Origin of the sequence: Xanthomonas sp. 3075, assembly GCF_014197275.1 — a bacterium.
Taxonomy (GTDB): Bacteria; Pseudomonadota; Gammaproteobacteria; order Xanthomonadales; family Xanthomonadaceae; genus Xanthomonas; species Xanthomonas campestris_B.
Window position 1 is genome coordinate 99153 of record NZ_JACIFI010000010.1, and the last position, 16829, is coordinate 115981.

The window sequence follows — 16829 nt, forward strand, 5'->3', positions numbered from 1 at the left end:
GTATAGATCACTGGTGTCCAGCATACCGGCTGGGCAGCGCGCGCGGCATGCGCTGGAAGTCAGGGGGTCACGATGGCAGTCAGACGCCGGCTGGTCTGCCTGAAACGCAGCCCCATCAGGATCGCCGCGGCGGTCAGGCCCAGAATCAGGCCAATCCACATGCCTTGCGGCCCCCAGCCCAGCCACAGGCCGAGCCCGGCACCGAGCGGCATTCCCAGCCCCCAGTAGGAAAACATCGCCAGGAACATCGGCACACGGGTGTCCTTGAGCCCGCGCAGCGCACCGGCCGAGAGCACCTGGATGCCATCGGGAAACTGGAACGTGGCCGCGTACAGCAGCAACACCGAGGCCAACGCGGCTACCGCCACGTCGTCGGTGTACACGCTCACGATGGCGTCGTGGCCCAGCAACAGCACGCTGGCCGAGAAGGCCTGGGTGCCGAGCACGATGGCGTAGCCGGCCCAGGCCGCGCGCCGCATGCCCAGCGGATCGCCGCGCCCGACCGCATGGCCGACGCGCACCGTGGTGGCCTCGGCCACGCCCATGGGCACCATGAAACACAGCTGGGCGACGTTGATGGCGATCTGATGCGCCGCCGCCTCGGTGGACCCCAGCCGGCCGATCAACAGCGCGGTGACGATGAACAGACCACCTTCCATCAACACGGTGATGCCGATCGGCAGGCCGGTCCGCAGCAGCTCACCGATCGCGCGCCAGCGCGGCCCTTCCAGGTGACTGAACAATTCCAGGTGCGCAAAGCGACGCGAGCGCCACAGATACAGCGCGAACACCAGCGCCTGCGCCCACATGGTGATGGCCGAGGCCATGCCCAGGCCTTGCGCACCGTGCTCGGCAAGCCCGAACTTGCCGTAGGTCAGCGCATAGCCGAGCGGCGCCAGTACCAGCAGGCCGCCGAACCCCACCAGCATCGTCGGCAGCGTCCAATGCATGCCTTCGCTGAGGTAGCGCATGCAGAAGTAGAACGTCAGCGCCGGCCCGCCCCAGCGCACCGCATGCAGGAAGTCGGTCGCGCCCGGCACGATATCCGGCGCAATCCCGAAGGTGGGCAACAGCGGCGGAACCGCGCTCAGGAAAGCGAACATCACCGCACCCAGGCCCAGCGACAGCCACAACGCCTGGCGGAACAGCGGCCCGATCTCGCGTTCGCGCCCGGCACCGACCAGTTGCGACACCGAGGCGGTCAACGAGATCAACGTGCCGATCGGCACCAGCATCGGCAGCCATAACAGCGAGGTGCCGACGGTGACCGCGGCCAGGGTCGCGGTGCCATGGTGGCCGGCGATGACGTTGTCGACAAAACTGATCAGGCCGGTGGAGACGTGACCGAGCACCAGCGGCAATGCGAGCAGACCGGTGGTGCGTACTTCCGAGCCGAAGCCTGGCGTCGCGGACGCGGGGACAGGAGAAACAGACATGAACAGCCGATCGCTGCGCGGACTACGGTCGGGCCGGGAGGCGCTGGCACCGGGTCGCGCGGGGCCGTCATCTTACCCGCACTTGTCGCCCGACCTCATGGCAGAGGGCCGCGACATCGACTGGTCTGTTGGCGTCTACGCCGGTTCGAGGTCCGACGTCGGGATTCAGCTGGCGTCGGCAGGACGCGACGCCAGTGGTTTCGTGCACCGACGCCAACCGGCACTGCGCAAAGCCAGCGAGCGTGCCGTTGCCGGGCGCGGACGCCCCGTGGTCAGCAGCGGCATGGACGTGCGATGCAGGCCGCCGGCCCTGCGCGCCTGATGCAGTGAGCTTGCTACTTACTGCAGATCGCTCAACGCGCGCCAGCAATGAGCGCGTTGTCGCTGCGCATGTCTAACGCGCCAGCTGGCGCTTCAGCCAGGTGCTGCGCGTGGCGGGCGCCTGCGCAAGCAGGGCATCGCGCAAGGCGGCGCGGTCCTGCGGGGGCGTGCGTTGCGCCAGCACCGCCAGTTGCTCCAGTTGCCCGGCATCCAGGCTGCGCAGCATCGCCAGCACGCTGTCGCGCTGCGCCGCCGGCACGTAGCCGATCAATGGCTGCAACTGCGGATAGAACGCCCCCAACTGCGAGCCCAGCCGCCAGCCGTCGCGATGCAGACGATCCATCGCGTTGAACTGCGTACGCAGTGCGCGCTGCTGGTCCTCGGGCAAGCCATGCAGGCGCTCGCGTGCCTGCCGCAGCACCACCCGATCGGTGGCGGTCAGGCCTTTCCAGGCCGCATAGCGAGCGCGCAGCTCGGCCTGCTGCGCAGGCGTCAAGGCATCGAAGCGGGCGCGTTGTTGCGCGGCGCTCGGGGTCGCCGGTGTCGCAGCGCTGGATGGTGCGGCAGCAGCGCCTTCCTGCAGCGGCGTCGGTAGCGTCTGCGCAGCGGCCATGCCGGCGACAACCGACAACAGCAGGCCGTGCCACGCGATGGTGGTCATCGCTTTAATTTTCGTCATCGATGGTCTCCAACGTGGCGGCGGGCTGGTCGGCGGCCGTGGCATGCGCGCCGGACTCGTCGGCCGGCACCGGATGACCGGCCGCATACCAGGCATAGAAATCCGCCGAACGCGCCAGCTCCAGGTCCGGGTCGGCCAGCATGGCCTGGTCGCGCGGATCCATGCCGGGGGCGGCGGCGGCATCGGGCAGGTCGGCGGCGGGAAGTTCTTCCACCAGCACCGGCGCGGCGTCGGTGACGTGCAGCACGCCAGCCGGCGCCTGCGAGACCGGCTCGGGCGGCAACGCAGGCCGGCGGTGGGTCCACCACCAGCCCAGCGCCACGAGCAGCAACGCCAGGGCAAGAACGCCAAGGACGCTGCCGGCATGGCGACGCCCGATGCGTGGCCAGCGCCACTGGCGCACCGCGCGCACGCGTCGGGCCGCTGGGCGCGGCGGCTCGGGGGACGCCGTCACGGCCGCAGCCGCAGCAGGCTGCAACGGCATGCCGGCCAGGGCGGAATCGCGGAGCTGCCCCAATCGGTTCAACTGGGCCGGGGTGAGATCGCGCAGTTCCTGCTGCGCCGCTTCGGCCAGTACCCGCCAGGCCTGCGCATCCGGGTTGCCGGCCGCATCGCGCGGACAGGCGCGCGCCAACGACTGGCGATAGGCCGCCACGTCGGTGTCCTGGACCTCGCTGGCAGGCGCTTCTTCCAGACCGGCCACGATCCGCAGCAGCAGCGCCAGCCGATCGGCGCTGTGCATCCGTCCCAGGGCCGTGAACGGCGGCAGCCAGGTGCCGGGCATCGGTTCACGCCGTAGCGGCGGTGCGGTGGCCAGCAGGCTCCAGAAGCGCATCGGCCACCCTGCCATCGGGCGACCAGCCGCCTGGCTGCTGAAGGCACGCAGCGCTGCTGCCAGGGCGCGCTCGGCGGCCGCCCCGTCACCACATTGCAATTGCGCCAGCACCAGACCCCGGCGTTCGACACCGCGCAAGAAGGCTGACAGCGCGGCGGGGGTCACGGGGGCGTCGGGGACTACGGTCATGGGAACTCCAGCATCGGCCGGCATGATACCGACGCGATTGCCGCTCGCCGATGGCTTGACAGATCGACCCGGCTCCACTCCGCCCTCGCGCCGGATGCGGCTGCTACCTGAGCGGGTTGTGCACAGCGGCAGACATACCGATACGCAGGCGTCTGTCAACTGTTGATTTTTCTTTGTTGCATTCGTGTTTCACGCCTAAGTAATTGATAGATATACACTTATGTCGATTGGCTAAAAAATGTCCAACAGGTTGCAGAGGCTAGTGAATCCGCCTTCACAGCGTGGAGCACGAGACTAATTCACAGGCTTATCCACAGGCGGTGTGGATAAACCCGTTTCCTTAGCCCTCACATAGGTTTACGTCCGATTTATCACTTCTGTCACAGAAACGCCCGGTCTGGCGACGCCCCCATTTAGGGGTATCGGCAGGCCTCTGCCGGGGGCTGGACAGGGTCGGTAGACTGGCCGGATGCCTTCGACCGTTGCCACCCTGCGCGTCGCCTTGCCGGTGCCGCTGCCCCAATTGTTCGACTACCTGCCCCCGGCCGACGCCCCGCTGGCCGACCCGGCGCGGGTCGGTTGCCGTGTGCGGGTGCCGTTCGGGCCGCGCGAGTTGGTCGGGGTGGTGGTGGACATCGGGCAACTGGCGTCGGCCGAGGGGCTGCGCCCGGCGCTGGCATGGTGCGACGACGCGCCGTTGCTGGTGGAGGAGCTGGCCCGTTCGCTGCAGTGGCTGGCGCGTTACACCCACGCCCCGCTGGGGGAAGTCCAGTCCAGTGCGCTGCCCGGCCCGCTGCGTCGCGGCGAGCCGCTGGCCGACACCCACGCCTGGGCCTGGCAGCTGACCGAGGCCGGCCGCACCGGCGCTGCCAGCCTGCGCGCGGGCAGCCGCCCCGCTCTGCTGGCCACCCTGCTGCTCACCGGCGCGGTGGGAGAAGAGCAGCTGGAGCCGCTGCTGCCGCACTGGCGCGAGGCCGCGCGCAGCCTGGCCAAGCGCCACTATGCCGAGCGCGTGGCGGTGCCGGCAGACAGCATTCCGCCGCGCCCTGGCAGCGGGCCACCGCTCAACGACGAACAGCAAGCCGCCGCCGCCGCCATCCGTGCGCAGACCGGCTTTGCCACCTATCTGCTCGACGGCGTCACCGGCAGCGGCAAGACCGAGGTCTACCTGCAGGCGATCGCCGACTGCCTGGCAGGCGGTCGCCAGGCGCTGGTCCTGGTGCCGGAAATCGGCCTGACCCCGCAGACCCTGGGCCGCTTCCGCGCCCGCCTCGGCGTCCCGGTACACGCGCTGCATTCGGGGCTGTCCGATGGCGAGCGGGCGCGGGTGTGGGCGGCCGCCTGGCGCGGCGAGGCCAAGCTGATCGTCGGCACGCGTTCGGCGGTGTTCACCCCGCTGCCGAATGCCGGGCTGATCGTGATCGACGAAGAACACGACGGCAGCTACAAGCAACAGGATGGCATCCGTTACCACGCACGCGACTTCGCGTTGGTGCGCGGCAAGGCACTGGATGTGCCGGTGATCCTGGGCAGCGCCACGCCGTCGCTGGAAAGCCTGCATAACGCCTACGCCGGCCGCTACCAGCACCTGCGCCTGTCGCGCCGCGCCGGCGAAGCGCGTCCGCCGCGCGTGCGCGTGCTCGACGTGCGCAAGCGCCCGCTCAAGGATGGGCTGTCACCAGAGGTGCTGGCCGGCATCGGCGCCACCCTGGCGCGCGGCGAGCAGGTCCTGGTGTTCAAGAACCGCCGTGGCTATGCGCCGGTGCTGCTGTGCCACGACTGCGGTTGGACCGCCGCCTGCCAGCGCTGCAGCACGCCGTTGCACCAGACCCCGATGACCGTGCATGCCGGCGGCCGGCGTCTGCAATGCCACCACTGCGGCGCGCGCCAGCCAGCACCGCTGGCCTGCCCGGCCTGCGCCAGCCTGGCGCTGCAGCCGCAAGGCATCGGCACCGAGCGGCTGGAAGAACGCCTGACCGAAGCGTTCCCGGAGTTTCCTGTCGTGCGCATCGACCGCAGCACCACCCAACGCCGCGATGCGCTGGAGACCCAGCTGGCCCGCCTGGGCAGCGAGGCCGGCATCCTGGTCGGCACACAGATCCTGGCCAAGGGCCACGATCTGCCACGGCTGACCATGGTGGTGGTAGTCGGCATCGACGAAGGGCTGTTCTCGGCCGATTTCCGCGCCGCCGAAAAACTCTCCCAGCAGCTGATCCAGGTGGCCGGACGCGCCGGGCGGGCCGACCGCCCTGGCGAGGTCTGGCTGCAGACCCATCACCCCGAACACCCCTTGCTGCAGACCCTGGTCAACGGCGGCTACCACGCCTTCGCCGATGCCGAACTGCAGCAGCGCGAGGCAGCCGGATTTCCGCCGTTCGCGCATCTGGCGCTGTTCCGCGCCGAAGCCAAGGATGTGGCGGCCGCCAATCAGTTTTTGATGGCCGTGCGTGGCTTGACCACGGCAGATACCACGGCGCAATCGCCTGCGTTTGCCGCAGTGGAATGCTACGGGCCGATGCCGGCACCGATGCCGCGCCGCGCCGGGTTTCAACGCACGCAGTTGTTGTTGTCCGCGCAACAACGCTCGGCGCTGCATCGCTTGCTGGACGCGCAACTGCCTGCGATCTACGCACTGCCGCAGGCGCGACGGGTGCGTTGGTCGCTGGATGTGGACCCGATCGATCTGTATTGAGCCGGGTGTTGTTGCTGCCGACCAAGCCACTTTGGCAGAAGCACGCGCACGTGCGCTGCCACGATAGTCGGATGTCATCGGGGCAGCGCCGGGGACGATTTACCCACATTGCAATCGAGCCGGTGCTGTCGTCGGCGCGTGTGCGGCTATCCGTGAACCAAACACCGAGCCGAGCCACGCCTCGCTCCATCAACCGCACCCGGTTGTGGATGCTTGCTCGGACAAGTGTCTCAACCATCACGCCGAAGCCAGCACCACGCCGTCCGCCACACGTGCGACGTCACGGGAAGGCCCGGACGACGCATCGCAACTCAGGTCAGCGCCGTCATCACGCCACGCTGGTACGCAGGCCGCGCACGCAGACGCTGATACCACGCCTGCAGGTGCGGCAGCTCGGGCCGCTCGATCGGCATTTCGAACCACGCGTAGATAAAGCTACCCAGCGGAATATCGCCCATCGCAAACTGCGCGCCGGACAGATACGGCTGCTGCGCCAACGCCGCATCGGCGCGCGCAAGCAGTTCGCTTGAGCGGGCCAACGCTGCGGCGATGCGTGCGTGGTCGCGCTCGGCCTCCGGTGTGCGCAGCACGCCCCAGAACAGGTCGCGGAACACGCCGGCAAACGTGGAGGTGGTCCAGTCCATCCAGCGATCGCCCAGCGCGCGCTCGGCCGGGGCTTGCGGATACAAGGCCGGCGCGTACTGCGCGGCCAGATAGCGCACGATCGCATTGGATTCCCACAGCACCAATTCGCCATCCTGCAGCGTCGGCACCACGCCATTGGGATTGAGCGCGCGATAGGCGGGCGTGTCGTTACCGCCAAACGCGCCGCCGACTTCGATCGAGGTATACGGCAGCCCGGCTTCTTCGGCGCACCACAGCACCTTGCGCACATTGCTGGAATTGCGCCGCCCCCATAACGTGATCGAGGGATTGCCTGTCGCCGAATGCGTCGCTGCGTTTGCCATGGTCATTTTCCTGCTGTGGATTTTTGCGTCCTGCGTGCCGGACGCTTTGCGGGAGAGGTCTGCGTTGCAGCAGCGGCCGCAGGTTGCTCGGCTTTCGCCTGCCCGCCCTTGGGCGCATCGCGCACCCACAAGGCCTGCTCGTCCTGCTTGATCTCGAACACGCCGATCGCACGCACCAGATCGCTGAGTTTGCGATAGCCGTAATTGCGCGGATCGAACGAGGCCTGGTTGGCTACCTGCTTGCCCACCGCACCCAGATGCGCCCAGCCATCGTCTTCGCAGGCGCTGCCGATCGCGTTGCGCAGCATCTGCACCAGTCGCGTGTCGCCGCGCAGCGCGGTGGCGTCCTTGCGGCCGGCGGCGGTGTCGCTGGCCGCTGCCGCCTGCTCGCCCAGCGCTTCGACATAGGTGAACTTGGAGCAGGCATTGACGAACGGCGCAGGGGTTTTCTTCTCGCCGAAGCCATACACCTTCATGCCATCGGTGAGCAGACGCATCACCAGCGGCGTGAAATCCGCATCGCTGGAGACGATCGCAAAACCGTCCAGATTGCGCGCGTACAGCAGGTCCATCGCATCGATGACCATCGCCATGTCCGAGGCGTTCTTGCCGGAGCTATAGGCAAACTGCTGGATCGGCCGGATCGCATATTCGTGCAGCGCCGCCTCCCAGCCCTTCAGGTGCGGGCTCTTCCAGTTGCCGTAGGCGCGGCGCACGTTGGCCACGCCGTAGCGCGCCACTTCGGCCAGCACCACGTCGATCTTGCCGGCCGGCGCGTTATCGGCATCGACCAGCAAGGCGATGCGTTTGTCGGGATTGTCGATCATGGTCATTCCTTGAAGGAGTTGGCGGATTCGGTATCGATTTCGCTGTCGGTGGCATCGTCGGAGGGCAGCGTGTATTGGCTGCCGTCGTGCATCGTCAACACGCCATCGCGCAGGACCTCACGCTCGGACCCGGCACTGACCCAGGTGGCATGCACGCGGCCGCGGCCGCGATCGCCTTCCACCGTGAACACGAAATCGTCGTCGCCCGGCGCCAGACCGGTGCGCACCAGGTCCACCCGCATCGTGTGGATGTGGCCGATGTGTTCCTGCACCACCGCATCGTCCTGCAGCGCGGTACGCGCCTGATCGGCAAACAGCGACCAGCCGAAGACGATCAGCCAGCCGAGCGCGCCCAGCACCACCAGGCCGAAAAGCGCCGCACAGGCCGCCAACCCGATCAGGCCGATCGTCACGCCACTGCGTTTGTTTCCGGTCGCACGCGCAGCAGCCGGGGCTGTCGTGGGCGAAGAGGATGGCAGCGGGGGCAACGGTGGCGGTAATGACGGCATGCAGTCACCAGATCGATGGGTTGCAACATGATGCCGCAGGCAGGACGCAATCAGGCGTCATGTTCATGGCCGATGCGGCATGCTGATAAGACCAAGTCGCATTCCATCGGACCTTACGATGACCTCCTCCCCCTCCCAAGCTCCGCTGCACCTGGTCGTGGTTGGTGGCGGTTTTGCCGGTTTATGGGCCACCCGCGCACTCGACGATCCCGGCATCCGCATCACCCTGATCGACCGCCAGAACCATCACCTGTTCCAGCCGTTGCTGTATCAGGTCGCCACCGCCGGCCTGTCGGCGCCGGATATCGCCGCACCGCTGCGCCACATCCTGCGCGAACAGCGCAATGTCGAAGTGCTGCTCGGCGATGTCACTGAAATCGCACCGGCCCGCCGCGAAGTGGTGCTCGCCGATGGCAACACGCTCGGCTACGACATGCTGCTGCTGGCCACCGGCGCCACCCATGCCTACTTCGGTAACGATCAATGGGCCGAGCATGCGCCGGGCCTGAAAACGCTGTACGACGCGCTGGTGTTGCGACGCAAATTACTGCTCGCCTTCGAGCGCGCCGAAGCCGAATCCGACCCGGCCGCACGCGCGGCCTGGCTCAGTTTTGCCGTGGTCGGCGGCGGCCCGACCGGCGTCGAGCTGGCCGGCACGCTGGCGGAAATCGCCCGCCACACGCTCAAGGACGAATTCCGCCATATCGATCCACGACAGGCGCGCGTGCGCCTGGTCGAAGCCGGCCCGCGCGTGCTGCCCTCGTTCCCGGACGATCTCACCGACAAGGCGCGCAAGCAGCTGGAGCGGCTGGGCGTGGAAGTGCACACCGGTACCCCGGTGACGCATATCGATGCGCTGGGTTATCAGCTCGGCGACACCTTCGTGCCTGCGCGTACTGTGGTGTGGGCGGCCGGTGTGGCGGCCTCACCGCTGGCGCGCACGCTGGGCGTGCCGCTGGATCGCGCCGGCCGCGTCGTGGTGGCGCCGGACCTGAGCGTGCCCGGCCACCCGGAAATCTTCGTTGGCGGCGATCTGGCGTCGGTGCAGCAGGACGGCCGCCCGGTGCCGGGCGTGGCGCCGGCGGCCAAGCAGATGGGCAAGCACATCGCCAAGGCGATCCGCGCCCGTCAGCGCGGCCAGGCCGCACCGGCGTTCCGTTATCAGGACTACGGCAACCTGGCCACGATCGGTCGCATGGCTGCCATCGTGCATGTGGGCAAGCTCAAGCTGTCCGGCATCGTGGCGTGGTGGTTCTGGCTGGCCGCGCACGTCTACTTCCTGATCGGCTTCCGCAACCGCTTCGTGGTGCTGGTGAACTGGGCGATGGCGTACTGGAGCTACCAGCGCGCCGCCCGCATCATCTTCGGTGGCGCCACCAACGACCCGCCACCCAGCAGCAAGGACGGATGACAGCGCCACCGGCCGTGCGCGATGCTGTGCGGCCTGATTCGATGCGCTGATCGTGACCACTGTGCTGTTCCTGCTGGATCTGCTCGGCACCTTCGTGTTTGCCCTGAGCGGCGCCACCGTGGCGGTGCGCAATCGCCTGGATCTGTTCGGCGTGCTGGTGCTGTCATGCGCGGCGGCGGTGTCCGGCGGGATCGTGCGCGATGTGCTGATCGGTGCCACCCCGCCGGCTGCGTTGGTGCATCCGCAGTATCTGCTCACCGCCTGCCTGGCCGGCATCGCCGGTTTCTATTGGCACTGCGCAGTGGAACGGCTGCGCAACCCGGTGCAGTTGTTCGACGCGGCCGGGTTGGCACTGTTTGCGGTCTATGGCACCAGCAAGGCGCTGGACTACCACCTCAGCCCGCTGAGCGCCACCTTGCTGGGCATGCTCAGCGGCATCGGCGGCGGCATCGCACGCGACCTGCTGGTCGCACGCACGCCGGTGGTGTTGCAGGCAGAGTTATATGCGGTGGCCGCGCTTGCCGGCGGCGGACTGGTGGCCATCGGCCATGTGCTCGGCGTGCCGCAAGCCTGGTCGCTGGCAACCGGCGCCGGCGTGTGTTTTGGCCTGCGTTTCATGGCGATCCGCTATGGCTGGCATCTGCCGGTGGCGCGTCTGCCGGAATAGCTGTCCTCGGCCAACATGACGATGCCGGCCGCATCATCCGGGACGGTCCGTCAGCGTCTTGAAGGCCATGAAAACTGCACCCCTGCAACGCAAACGGCCCGGATGACCGGGCCGTCCTTGCACCTTGTCGCGCGTGATCGAACCGATCAGGCGACGAACAGCGCCTTCATCTTCTTCAGCGCATTCGCCTCGATCTGGCGGATACGCTCGGCCGACACGCCGTACTCGTCGGCCAGCTCCTGCAAGGTCACCTTGGAGTCGGAGTCCAGCCAGCGACGCTTGACGATATCGCGCGAGCGCGTATCCAGTCCGGCCATGCCTTCGCGCAGCAACTGCAGCTGATTGTCTTCGCTGTCGTGGCGCTCGTACGCCTGCGACGGATCTTCCTCGTTGGCCACCAGGTAGCTCACCGGCGACGGCGGGCCGTGATCGTCGTCTTCGTCGGACGAGGCATCGAAGCCGATATCGCGACCGGACAGACGCGACTCCATCTCCATCACTTCGCGCTCGGAGACGTTCAGATCCTTGGCAACCGCAGTCACTTCGGAGGCATTGAGCCAGCCCAGGCGGGTCTTGGACTTGCGCAGGTTGAAGAACAGCTTGCGCTGCGCCTTGGTCGTGGCGACCTTGACGATGCGCCAGTTCTTCAGGATGAACTCGTGCATTTCCGCACGGATCCAATGCACCGCGAAGCTGACCAAACGCACGCCCATGTCCGGGTCGAAACGCTTGACCGCCTTCATCAGGCCGATATTGCCTTCCTGGATCAGATCGCCCAGCGGCAGGCCGTAGCCGTTGTAGCCGCGGGCCACGTGCACCACGAAGCGCAGGTGGGAATGGACCAGTTCGCGCGCGGCGTCCAGATCCAGCTCGTCACGGAAGCGACGGGCCAGATTCTGTTCCTCATCGACCGACAGCACCGGGATCTGGTGCACGGCACCGATGTAGGCGTCCAGCGAACCGAGCGCACTGGGAATCGGGAGATTGTTTGCCACAAGGGCAGTCGAGGTAGTCTGGTTCATAGGCACCATCTTAGCAGTCGAACTATTGGACTGCCGGGTACAGAAAGAGTTCCCAGCGTTCCATTTATAGGACATTCGAGCTTTTGGCCTTGTCGGCGTTCTACCGCGCAGCATCCCGAATTCGAACCTTAAATTACCACCACAGCCCTGCGCAGACCGTGACAACTCCATTGCAGAATCGACCGGCGCCGGGCCCGTTCAGCCGCCGGCCGAGGTGGTGTCCAAGACGTTACGCGGCGGCAGCGACCAGTCGATCGGACTGATCCGGCGGCGCTGCAGATGCTCGTTGGTCTTGGAGAAGTGCTTGCAGCCCAGGAAGCCGCGATGCGCCGACAACGGCGAGGGATGCGGGGCCTTGAACACGCGATGGCGCGCCTGGTCGATGACCTTGCCCTTGGACTGCGCGTAGCTGCCCCAGAGCAGGAACACCAGACCTTCGCGCTCGCGGTTGAGGGTTTCCACGACATGGTCGGTGAAGCCTTCCCAGCCCTTGTTCTGGTGCGCGCCGGCACGTCCCTGCTCCACCGTCAGCACCGCATTGAGCAGCAGCACGCCCTGCTGCGCCCAAGGCATCAGATAGCCGTGATCCGGACGCGCGATGCCCAGATCGTCCTGGATCTCCTTGTAGATGTTGAGCAGCGACGGCGGCACCGGCACGCCGGGCAGTACCGAAAAGCACAGCCCATGCGCCTGGCCTTCGCCGTGATACGGGTCCTGGCCCAGGATCACCACCTTGACCTGCTCGAACGGCGTGGCATCGAAGGCGGCAAAGATCTGCGGACCCGGCGGAAACACCCGCGCCCCGGCCGCCTTGCGCTGGCGCAGGAAGGCGGACAGCTCCTGCATCTCCGGGCGCAGCAACCAATCGCCCACCCGCGCCTTCCACGACGGCTCCAGCTGGATACGCGCCTCCACTTCCGTCACAACGTGACCGCCTGGTCCTCAAGCCGCGCCAGGCGTAACTGGAACAACACCTTGGTCACCAGCAGGCGTTCTTCGATGGGTTTTTGCACCAGATCGTTGGCGCCGGCGCGCAGCAGGTCGGACTGGTTGCGCGGATTGGTGTCGCCGGTCATCACCAGCACCGGCAGGCGCCGCTTGCCGTAGGCGAAATCGATGCGGATGCGCTCGACCACGTCGCGGCCGTTGAGTTCGCCCTTCAGGGTCACATCGGTCAGCACCACGTCGATGCGGCGCTCGGTGCGGCCCAAGGATTCGGCGGTGAGCAGCGCGAAGGCGTCTTCGGCGGTCAGCACGTGCACCACTTTCAGGCTCTGGCGTTCGAGCATGCGCTTGGTCGCCTCGGCCACCACGCGGCTGTCTTCGATGTACAGCACGGTCGCGCCCACCACCGGTTCGGGCTGGACATAACCGCGGATGAAGGTCGCCAGGGCTTCGTGGCCCAGCGCCTTGTCGAAGTAATCGGTGACGTATTCGGTGAAGCGGCGCTCCACCAGGTGCTGCTGCGCATCGCCGGACACCACGATCACCGGCACATACGCCTGCCCGGCCGCTTCGCGCACGCTGCGCGCCAGCGCCAGGCCGTCGCCGTCGGGCAGCGACAGCGAGGTGGTGACCAGGTCCACCGCACCGGCTTCCAGCGCCTGGCGCGCTTCGGCGATGCTGGAACAACCGATCACCTGCACGTTGGGCAGGTCGCGCTTCAACACATCGGCAATCAGCTTGCGCACCAGCTTGGACCCATCGACCACCATCACGCGCGGCGCGTCGCTGATCAGATGCTTGAGGTCTGATGGATGCATGGCAGGTGTCAGGTCTCGGTGGGACGGGTCTGGCGAAGGAAATGGCCGGTCACCAGCCAGGCGCCCAGCCAACCCAGGACCAGGGTGCCGACCAGCACCATCGCAGAATGCAGCAGATCCAGCCCGTGCAGGGTAAAGGAACTGCCGTAGCTGTCGGCCAGGGTCGCCAGCGGCGCGCGCAGCGCCAGCCCGGAGGCGGCGATCAATGCGAGCGCGACAGCGCCGGCGCCGAGCCCGTACCAGGCGCCCAGATACAGGAACGGGCGACGGATGAAGCCGTCGCTGGCGCCCAGCAATTGCAGCACGCCGATTTCCTCGCGCCGCGACTGGATATCCAGCCGCACCGTATTGCCGACCACCAGCACCGCGCCGACACCCAGCAATGCAGACAACACCTGCACCAGCCGCTCGCCGAAGTGCAGCCAGCCATCCAGGCGCTTGCGCCACAGCGCGTCGTGCTGCACCTGATCGGTCTGCGGCAGCGCCTGCAGCGCGCCGGCCAGCTGCGCATCGTCGGCAGTATCGGTCGGCGTGACGATCAACAAGGTCGGCAACGGGTTGTCGCCGAGCGCATCGATCGCTTCGTCGAGCTTGGCGCTCTCACGCAGGTCGGCCAGCCCCTGCGCCGGTGTGCGCAGCGTGACCTGGGCGACATCCGGGCGCGCACGCAGCTCGCCGGCCAGGGCCTGCGCGGCATCGGCGCCGATCTCGACCTTCAGGAACAGATTGATCTCGCGCGACTGCTGCACGCTGCCGGCCAGCAGCTTGACGTTGTCCAGCGCGATCGACAGCCCCAGCGGCAAGGCCAGCGCCAGCGCCATCACCACGATGGTCAGCAAGGTGGCCCACGGCTTGCGCATCGCCCGGCCCAGGCTGAAGGCGATGCTGTGCAGGTGGTGGTCGATCCAGACGCCAAAGCGCGAGGGCGCGACGGCTTCGGTATTGGCGAGCTTGCTCATTCGGCCAGATCCTGCGGCGAGATGTCATCGACCAACCGGCCGTGGTCCAGGATCAGCACGCGCTTGCGCATCTGCTTGAGCAGCGCCAGATCATGGCTGACCACCAGCACGCTGGTGCCGCGCGCCGGCAGTTCGGCGAACAACTGCATGATTTCTGCCGCCAGTGCCGGATCGAGATTACCGGTGGGCTCATCGGCCACCAGCAGGCGCGGTTCACCGACGATGGCGCGGGCGATGCCCACGCGCTGCTGCTCGCCGGCCGACAGCTGCGACGGCAACGCCTTCTCGCGATGCGCCAGACCGATCCGCTCCAGTGCCGAACGCACCCGCTTGCCGATCTCGTTACGGCGGGTGCCGCGCAGGATCAGCGGCAACGCCACGTTCTCGGCGATGCTGCGGTCGTTGAGCAGGCGATGGTCCTGATAGACCGCGCCCACCTGGCGACGATGCAGCGGAATCTGCCGGCCGCGCACCTTGAGCAGGTTGCGTTCGCCCAGCAGCACTGCACCCTGGCTGGGCCGCTCGCTGAGGTGGATCAATTTGAGCAGGGTGCTTTTGCCGGCGCCGGAGTGGCCGGTCACGAACAGCATCTCGCCATCGGCCACTTCGAAGCTGACATCGGTCAGCGCCTGGTGGCCCCCGGCGTAGTGCTTGCTGACATTGTCGAAACGCAGGACGGTCATCCAGCGATTATGCCGGAGCGCCAGCGCTTGCGTCGCATCGCCGACGTCCGGCGATGCGATTGAGATCGCAAACGATCAGTTGCCGGAGACCAGCGACCGCAGGCGACGGCCGATACGGCTCAGCAGCGACGGGTTGCCTGACGGCTTGGCGGCGCTGCGCACCGGCTTGGCGACCACCTGGGTCGGTTTGCGTGGCGCGACGGGCGCGGGCACCGGAATGGCCGCCACCGGCTCGGCACCGTCGACCGGACGGCCGTTACGGCGACGCCGCCGCTTGCGCGGTGCGCGCTCGGCATCGTCCACGGTGGGGGACGGCGCCTGGACCGACGCCGCCGCAACCACCGGGGTGTCGGTCGGCGCGGCCGCTGCCGGGGCTTCGCCTTCCACGCGTGGCTTGCGACGCGGACGTGGCTTGCCATCGGCACTGCCGCCGTCACGGCGACCGCCGCCACTGCCGCTGCGCGATGCGCCACCCGGGCCGCTGCGGCCACCGCCGCGACGCTGTTCTTCGGCGGCACGCTGTTCGCGCGCTTCGCGGAAGATCGTGCCCACGCTGTCGCCGGCATCGGCGTCGACCTCCTCGCCTTCCACCGGCGCGCGCGCGGTGCGCGGCAACGGCGTCAGCAGCTCGGTGGTGACCGGCTCGACCGGGATCTTCTGTTCGATATAGGCCTCGATATCCGGCAGGCTCATCGCATAGCGCTCGCAGGCGAAGCTGATCGCATCGCCCTCTTCGCCCAGCCGCGCGGTACGGCCGATGCGGTGCACGTAATCTTCCGCATCGAACGGCAGGTCGTAGTTGTAGACGTACTTGACCCCGTCGATATGCAGGCCGCGCGCGGCCACGTCGGTGGCGACCAGGATTTCGAGCTGGCCCTTCTGGAAGCGGTTGAGCAGCGACTCGCGCTTCTTCTGCGGCACGTCGCCCGACAGCACGCCGACCCGGTAACCGTGGCGCTCCAGCGTGCGCGCCACACGCTCGACGAACGCCTTGGTATTGACGAACACCATGGTGCGCGCGCCTTCGCTACGCGACAACAAACCCAGCAGCAGCGTCTGCTTCTCTTCGTCGGACGGGAAATAAATGCGCTGGCGCACCCGGGCGGCGGTGATGGTCTCGGTTTCGACCACCAGCTTTTCCGGCTCGTTCATATGCTCGTAGGCGAGCTCGAGCACGCGATGGCTGAGCGTGGCCGAGAACAGCAGCGTCTGCCGGGTGCCGCGCTCGGGCATGCGCCGCAGCAGGAAGCGGATGTCCTTGATGAAGCCCAGGTCGAACATGCGGTCGGCCTCGTCCAGCACGCAGATCTCGCAGGCGTGCAGCGAGACCACCTTGTGCTGCTTGACGTAGTCGATCAGCCGGCCCGGGGTGGCGATGATCACGTCCACGCCCTGCTGCAGCAGCTCGCGCTGCTTGTCGTAGTCCACCCCGCCGTAGACCAGCGCAAAGCGCAGGCCCAGGTCGGCACCGAACTTGACCGCATCCTTGTGGATCTGGATCGCCAGTTCGCGGGTCGGGGCCAGGATCAGCGCGCGCGGGTCTTCCGGCTTGCGGTCGGCCAGCGCCGGGCGGATCAGCAGGCGGTTCATCACCGCCACCAGGAACGCCAGGGTCTTGCCGGTGCCGGTCTGGGCCTGCCCGGCGACATCGCCGCCGGGCAGCGCGACCGGCAGGGTCAGCGCCTGGATCGGGGTACAGCGGGTAAACCCGGCGCTCTCCAGCCCGGTGATCAGCGCCGGATGCAGGTCGAACGTGGAAAAAGTCAAATCGGTCAGCGGTTTGTCGCTCATTATTCCGTCTTCGTGAGGCGCCCTGGGCAGCCCGGGCGCGGCTTGCATCGATGCCGACAGCGTCGCAAACTGCGGCA

The 16829-nt window shown here is 67.5% G+C and carries 15 protein-coding genes; 3 read left to right on the forward strand and 12 right to left on the reverse strand.

Annotated elements, in window-relative coordinates; translation table 11 throughout:
- Positions 1-59 precede the first annotated feature (59 nt).
- From GGR62_RS11330 to GGR62_RS11340, 3 genes are all read right to left on the reverse strand, one after another.
- Entirely contained in the window at positions 60-1436 is a 1377-nt protein-coding gene (locus tag GGR62_RS11330) for an MATE family efflux transporter (RefSeq protein WP_184407999.1), read from the reverse strand.
- Between the two features lie 394 nt (positions 1437-1830).
- On the reverse strand, positions 1831-2418 hold the full coding sequence (locus tag GGR62_RS11335) for a DUF3106 domain-containing protein (protein WP_184408059.1): 588 nt from the start codon (positions 2416-2418) through the stop codon (positions 1831-1833).
- A gap of 4 nt (positions 2419-2422) precedes the next feature.
- The gene (locus tag GGR62_RS11340; RefSeq protein WP_184408000.1) at positions 2423-3460 is read right to left on the reverse strand and encodes a hypothetical protein; all 1038 of its coding nucleotides are present in this window, start codon (positions 3458-3460) and stop codon (positions 2423-2425) included.
- Positions 3461-3929: 469 nt separating this feature from the next.
- Between GGR62_RS11340 and GGR62_RS11345 the strand changes: the two genes are divergently transcribed.
- The gene (locus GGR62_RS11345) at positions 3930-6152 is read left to right on the forward strand and encodes a primosomal protein N' (RefSeq protein ID WP_184408001.1); all 2223 of its coding nucleotides are present in this window, start codon (positions 3930-3932) and stop codon (positions 6150-6152) included.
- A gap of 311 nt (positions 6153-6463) precedes the next feature.
- Here GGR62_RS11345 and GGR62_RS11350 read toward each other — a convergent pair whose 3' ends face one another.
- The 3 genes from GGR62_RS11350 to GGR62_RS11360 are packed head-to-tail and all read right to left on the reverse strand — an operon-like array spanning position 6464 to position 8456.
- Positions 6464-7126 (reverse strand): glutathione S-transferase, encoded by a 663-nt coding sequence (locus tag GGR62_RS11350; protein ID WP_276568292.1) that lies wholly within the window; start codon positions 7124-7126, stop codon positions 6464-6466.
- Positions 7123-7953 (reverse strand): NYN domain-containing protein, encoded by an 831-nt coding sequence (locus GGR62_RS11355; protein ID WP_184408003.1) that lies wholly within the window; start codon positions 7951-7953, stop codon positions 7123-7125. The genes GGR62_RS11350 and GGR62_RS11355 overlap by 4 nt, the downstream gene beginning before the upstream one ends.
- On the reverse strand, positions 7950-8456 hold the full coding sequence (locus GGR62_RS11360) for a hypothetical protein (protein WP_184408004.1): 507 nt from the start codon (positions 8454-8456) through the stop codon (positions 7950-7952). Before GGR62_RS11360 ends, GGR62_RS11355 begins: the two co-directional genes overlap by 4 nt.
- A 118-nt stretch (positions 8457-8574) precedes the next feature.
- On the opposite strand from GGR62_RS11360, the gene GGR62_RS11365 reads away from it, so the two are divergent.
- A complete protein-coding gene (locus GGR62_RS11365; protein ID WP_184408005.1) occupies positions 8575-9867 on the forward strand; it encodes an NAD(P)/FAD-dependent oxidoreductase in 1293 nt (430 codons plus the stop codon).
- Positions 9868-9919: 52 nt separating this feature from the next.
- On the forward strand, positions 9920-10534 hold the full coding sequence (locus GGR62_RS11370) for a trimeric intracellular cation channel family protein (protein WP_184408006.1): 615 nt from the start codon (positions 9920-9922) through the stop codon (positions 10532-10534).
- Between the two features lie 146 nt (positions 10535-10680).
- Here the strand turns inward: GGR62_RS11370 and rpoH are convergent, their stop codons facing one another.
- The 6 genes from rpoH to rhlB all read right to left on the reverse strand — a co-directional run bounded on the left by rpoH (position 10681) and on the right by rhlB (position 16752).
- Positions 10681-11556: an RNA polymerase sigma factor RpoH gene (rpoH, locus tag GGR62_RS11375; RefSeq protein ID WP_010370120.1), complete on the reverse strand. Its 876-nt coding sequence runs from the start codon at positions 11554-11556 to the stop codon at positions 10681-10683.
- Positions 11557-11754: 198 nt separating this feature from the next.
- The gene (gene ung / locus GGR62_RS11380; protein WP_184408007.1) at positions 11755-12480 is read right to left on the reverse strand and encodes a uracil-DNA glycosylase; all 726 of its coding nucleotides are present in this window, start codon (positions 12478-12480) and stop codon (positions 11755-11757) included.
- Positions 12477-13319, reverse strand: coding sequence for a response regulator (locus GGR62_RS11385; RefSeq protein ID WP_184408008.1), 843 nt, complete (start codon positions 13317-13319; stop codon positions 12477-12479). The genes ung and GGR62_RS11385 overlap by 4 nt, the downstream gene beginning before the upstream one ends.
- An 8-nt stretch (positions 13320-13327) precedes the next feature.
- Positions 13328-14278: a permease-like cell division protein FtsX gene (gene ftsX, locus GGR62_RS11390; protein WP_184408009.1), complete on the reverse strand. Its 951-nt coding sequence runs from the start codon at positions 14276-14278 to the stop codon at positions 13328-13330.
- Positions 14275-14961, reverse strand: a complete 687-nt coding sequence (gene ftsE / locus GGR62_RS11395) for a cell division ATP-binding protein FtsE (protein ID WP_184408010.1) — start codon at positions 14959-14961, stop codon at positions 14275-14277. The genes ftsX and ftsE overlap by 4 nt, the downstream gene beginning before the upstream one ends.
- Before the next feature lie 75 nt (positions 14962-15036).
- Positions 15037-16752, reverse strand: a complete 1716-nt coding sequence (gene rhlB, locus GGR62_RS11400) for an ATP-dependent RNA helicase RhlB (RefSeq protein ID WP_184408011.1) — start codon at positions 16750-16752, stop codon at positions 15037-15039.
- Positions 16753-16829 lie beyond the last annotated feature (77 nt).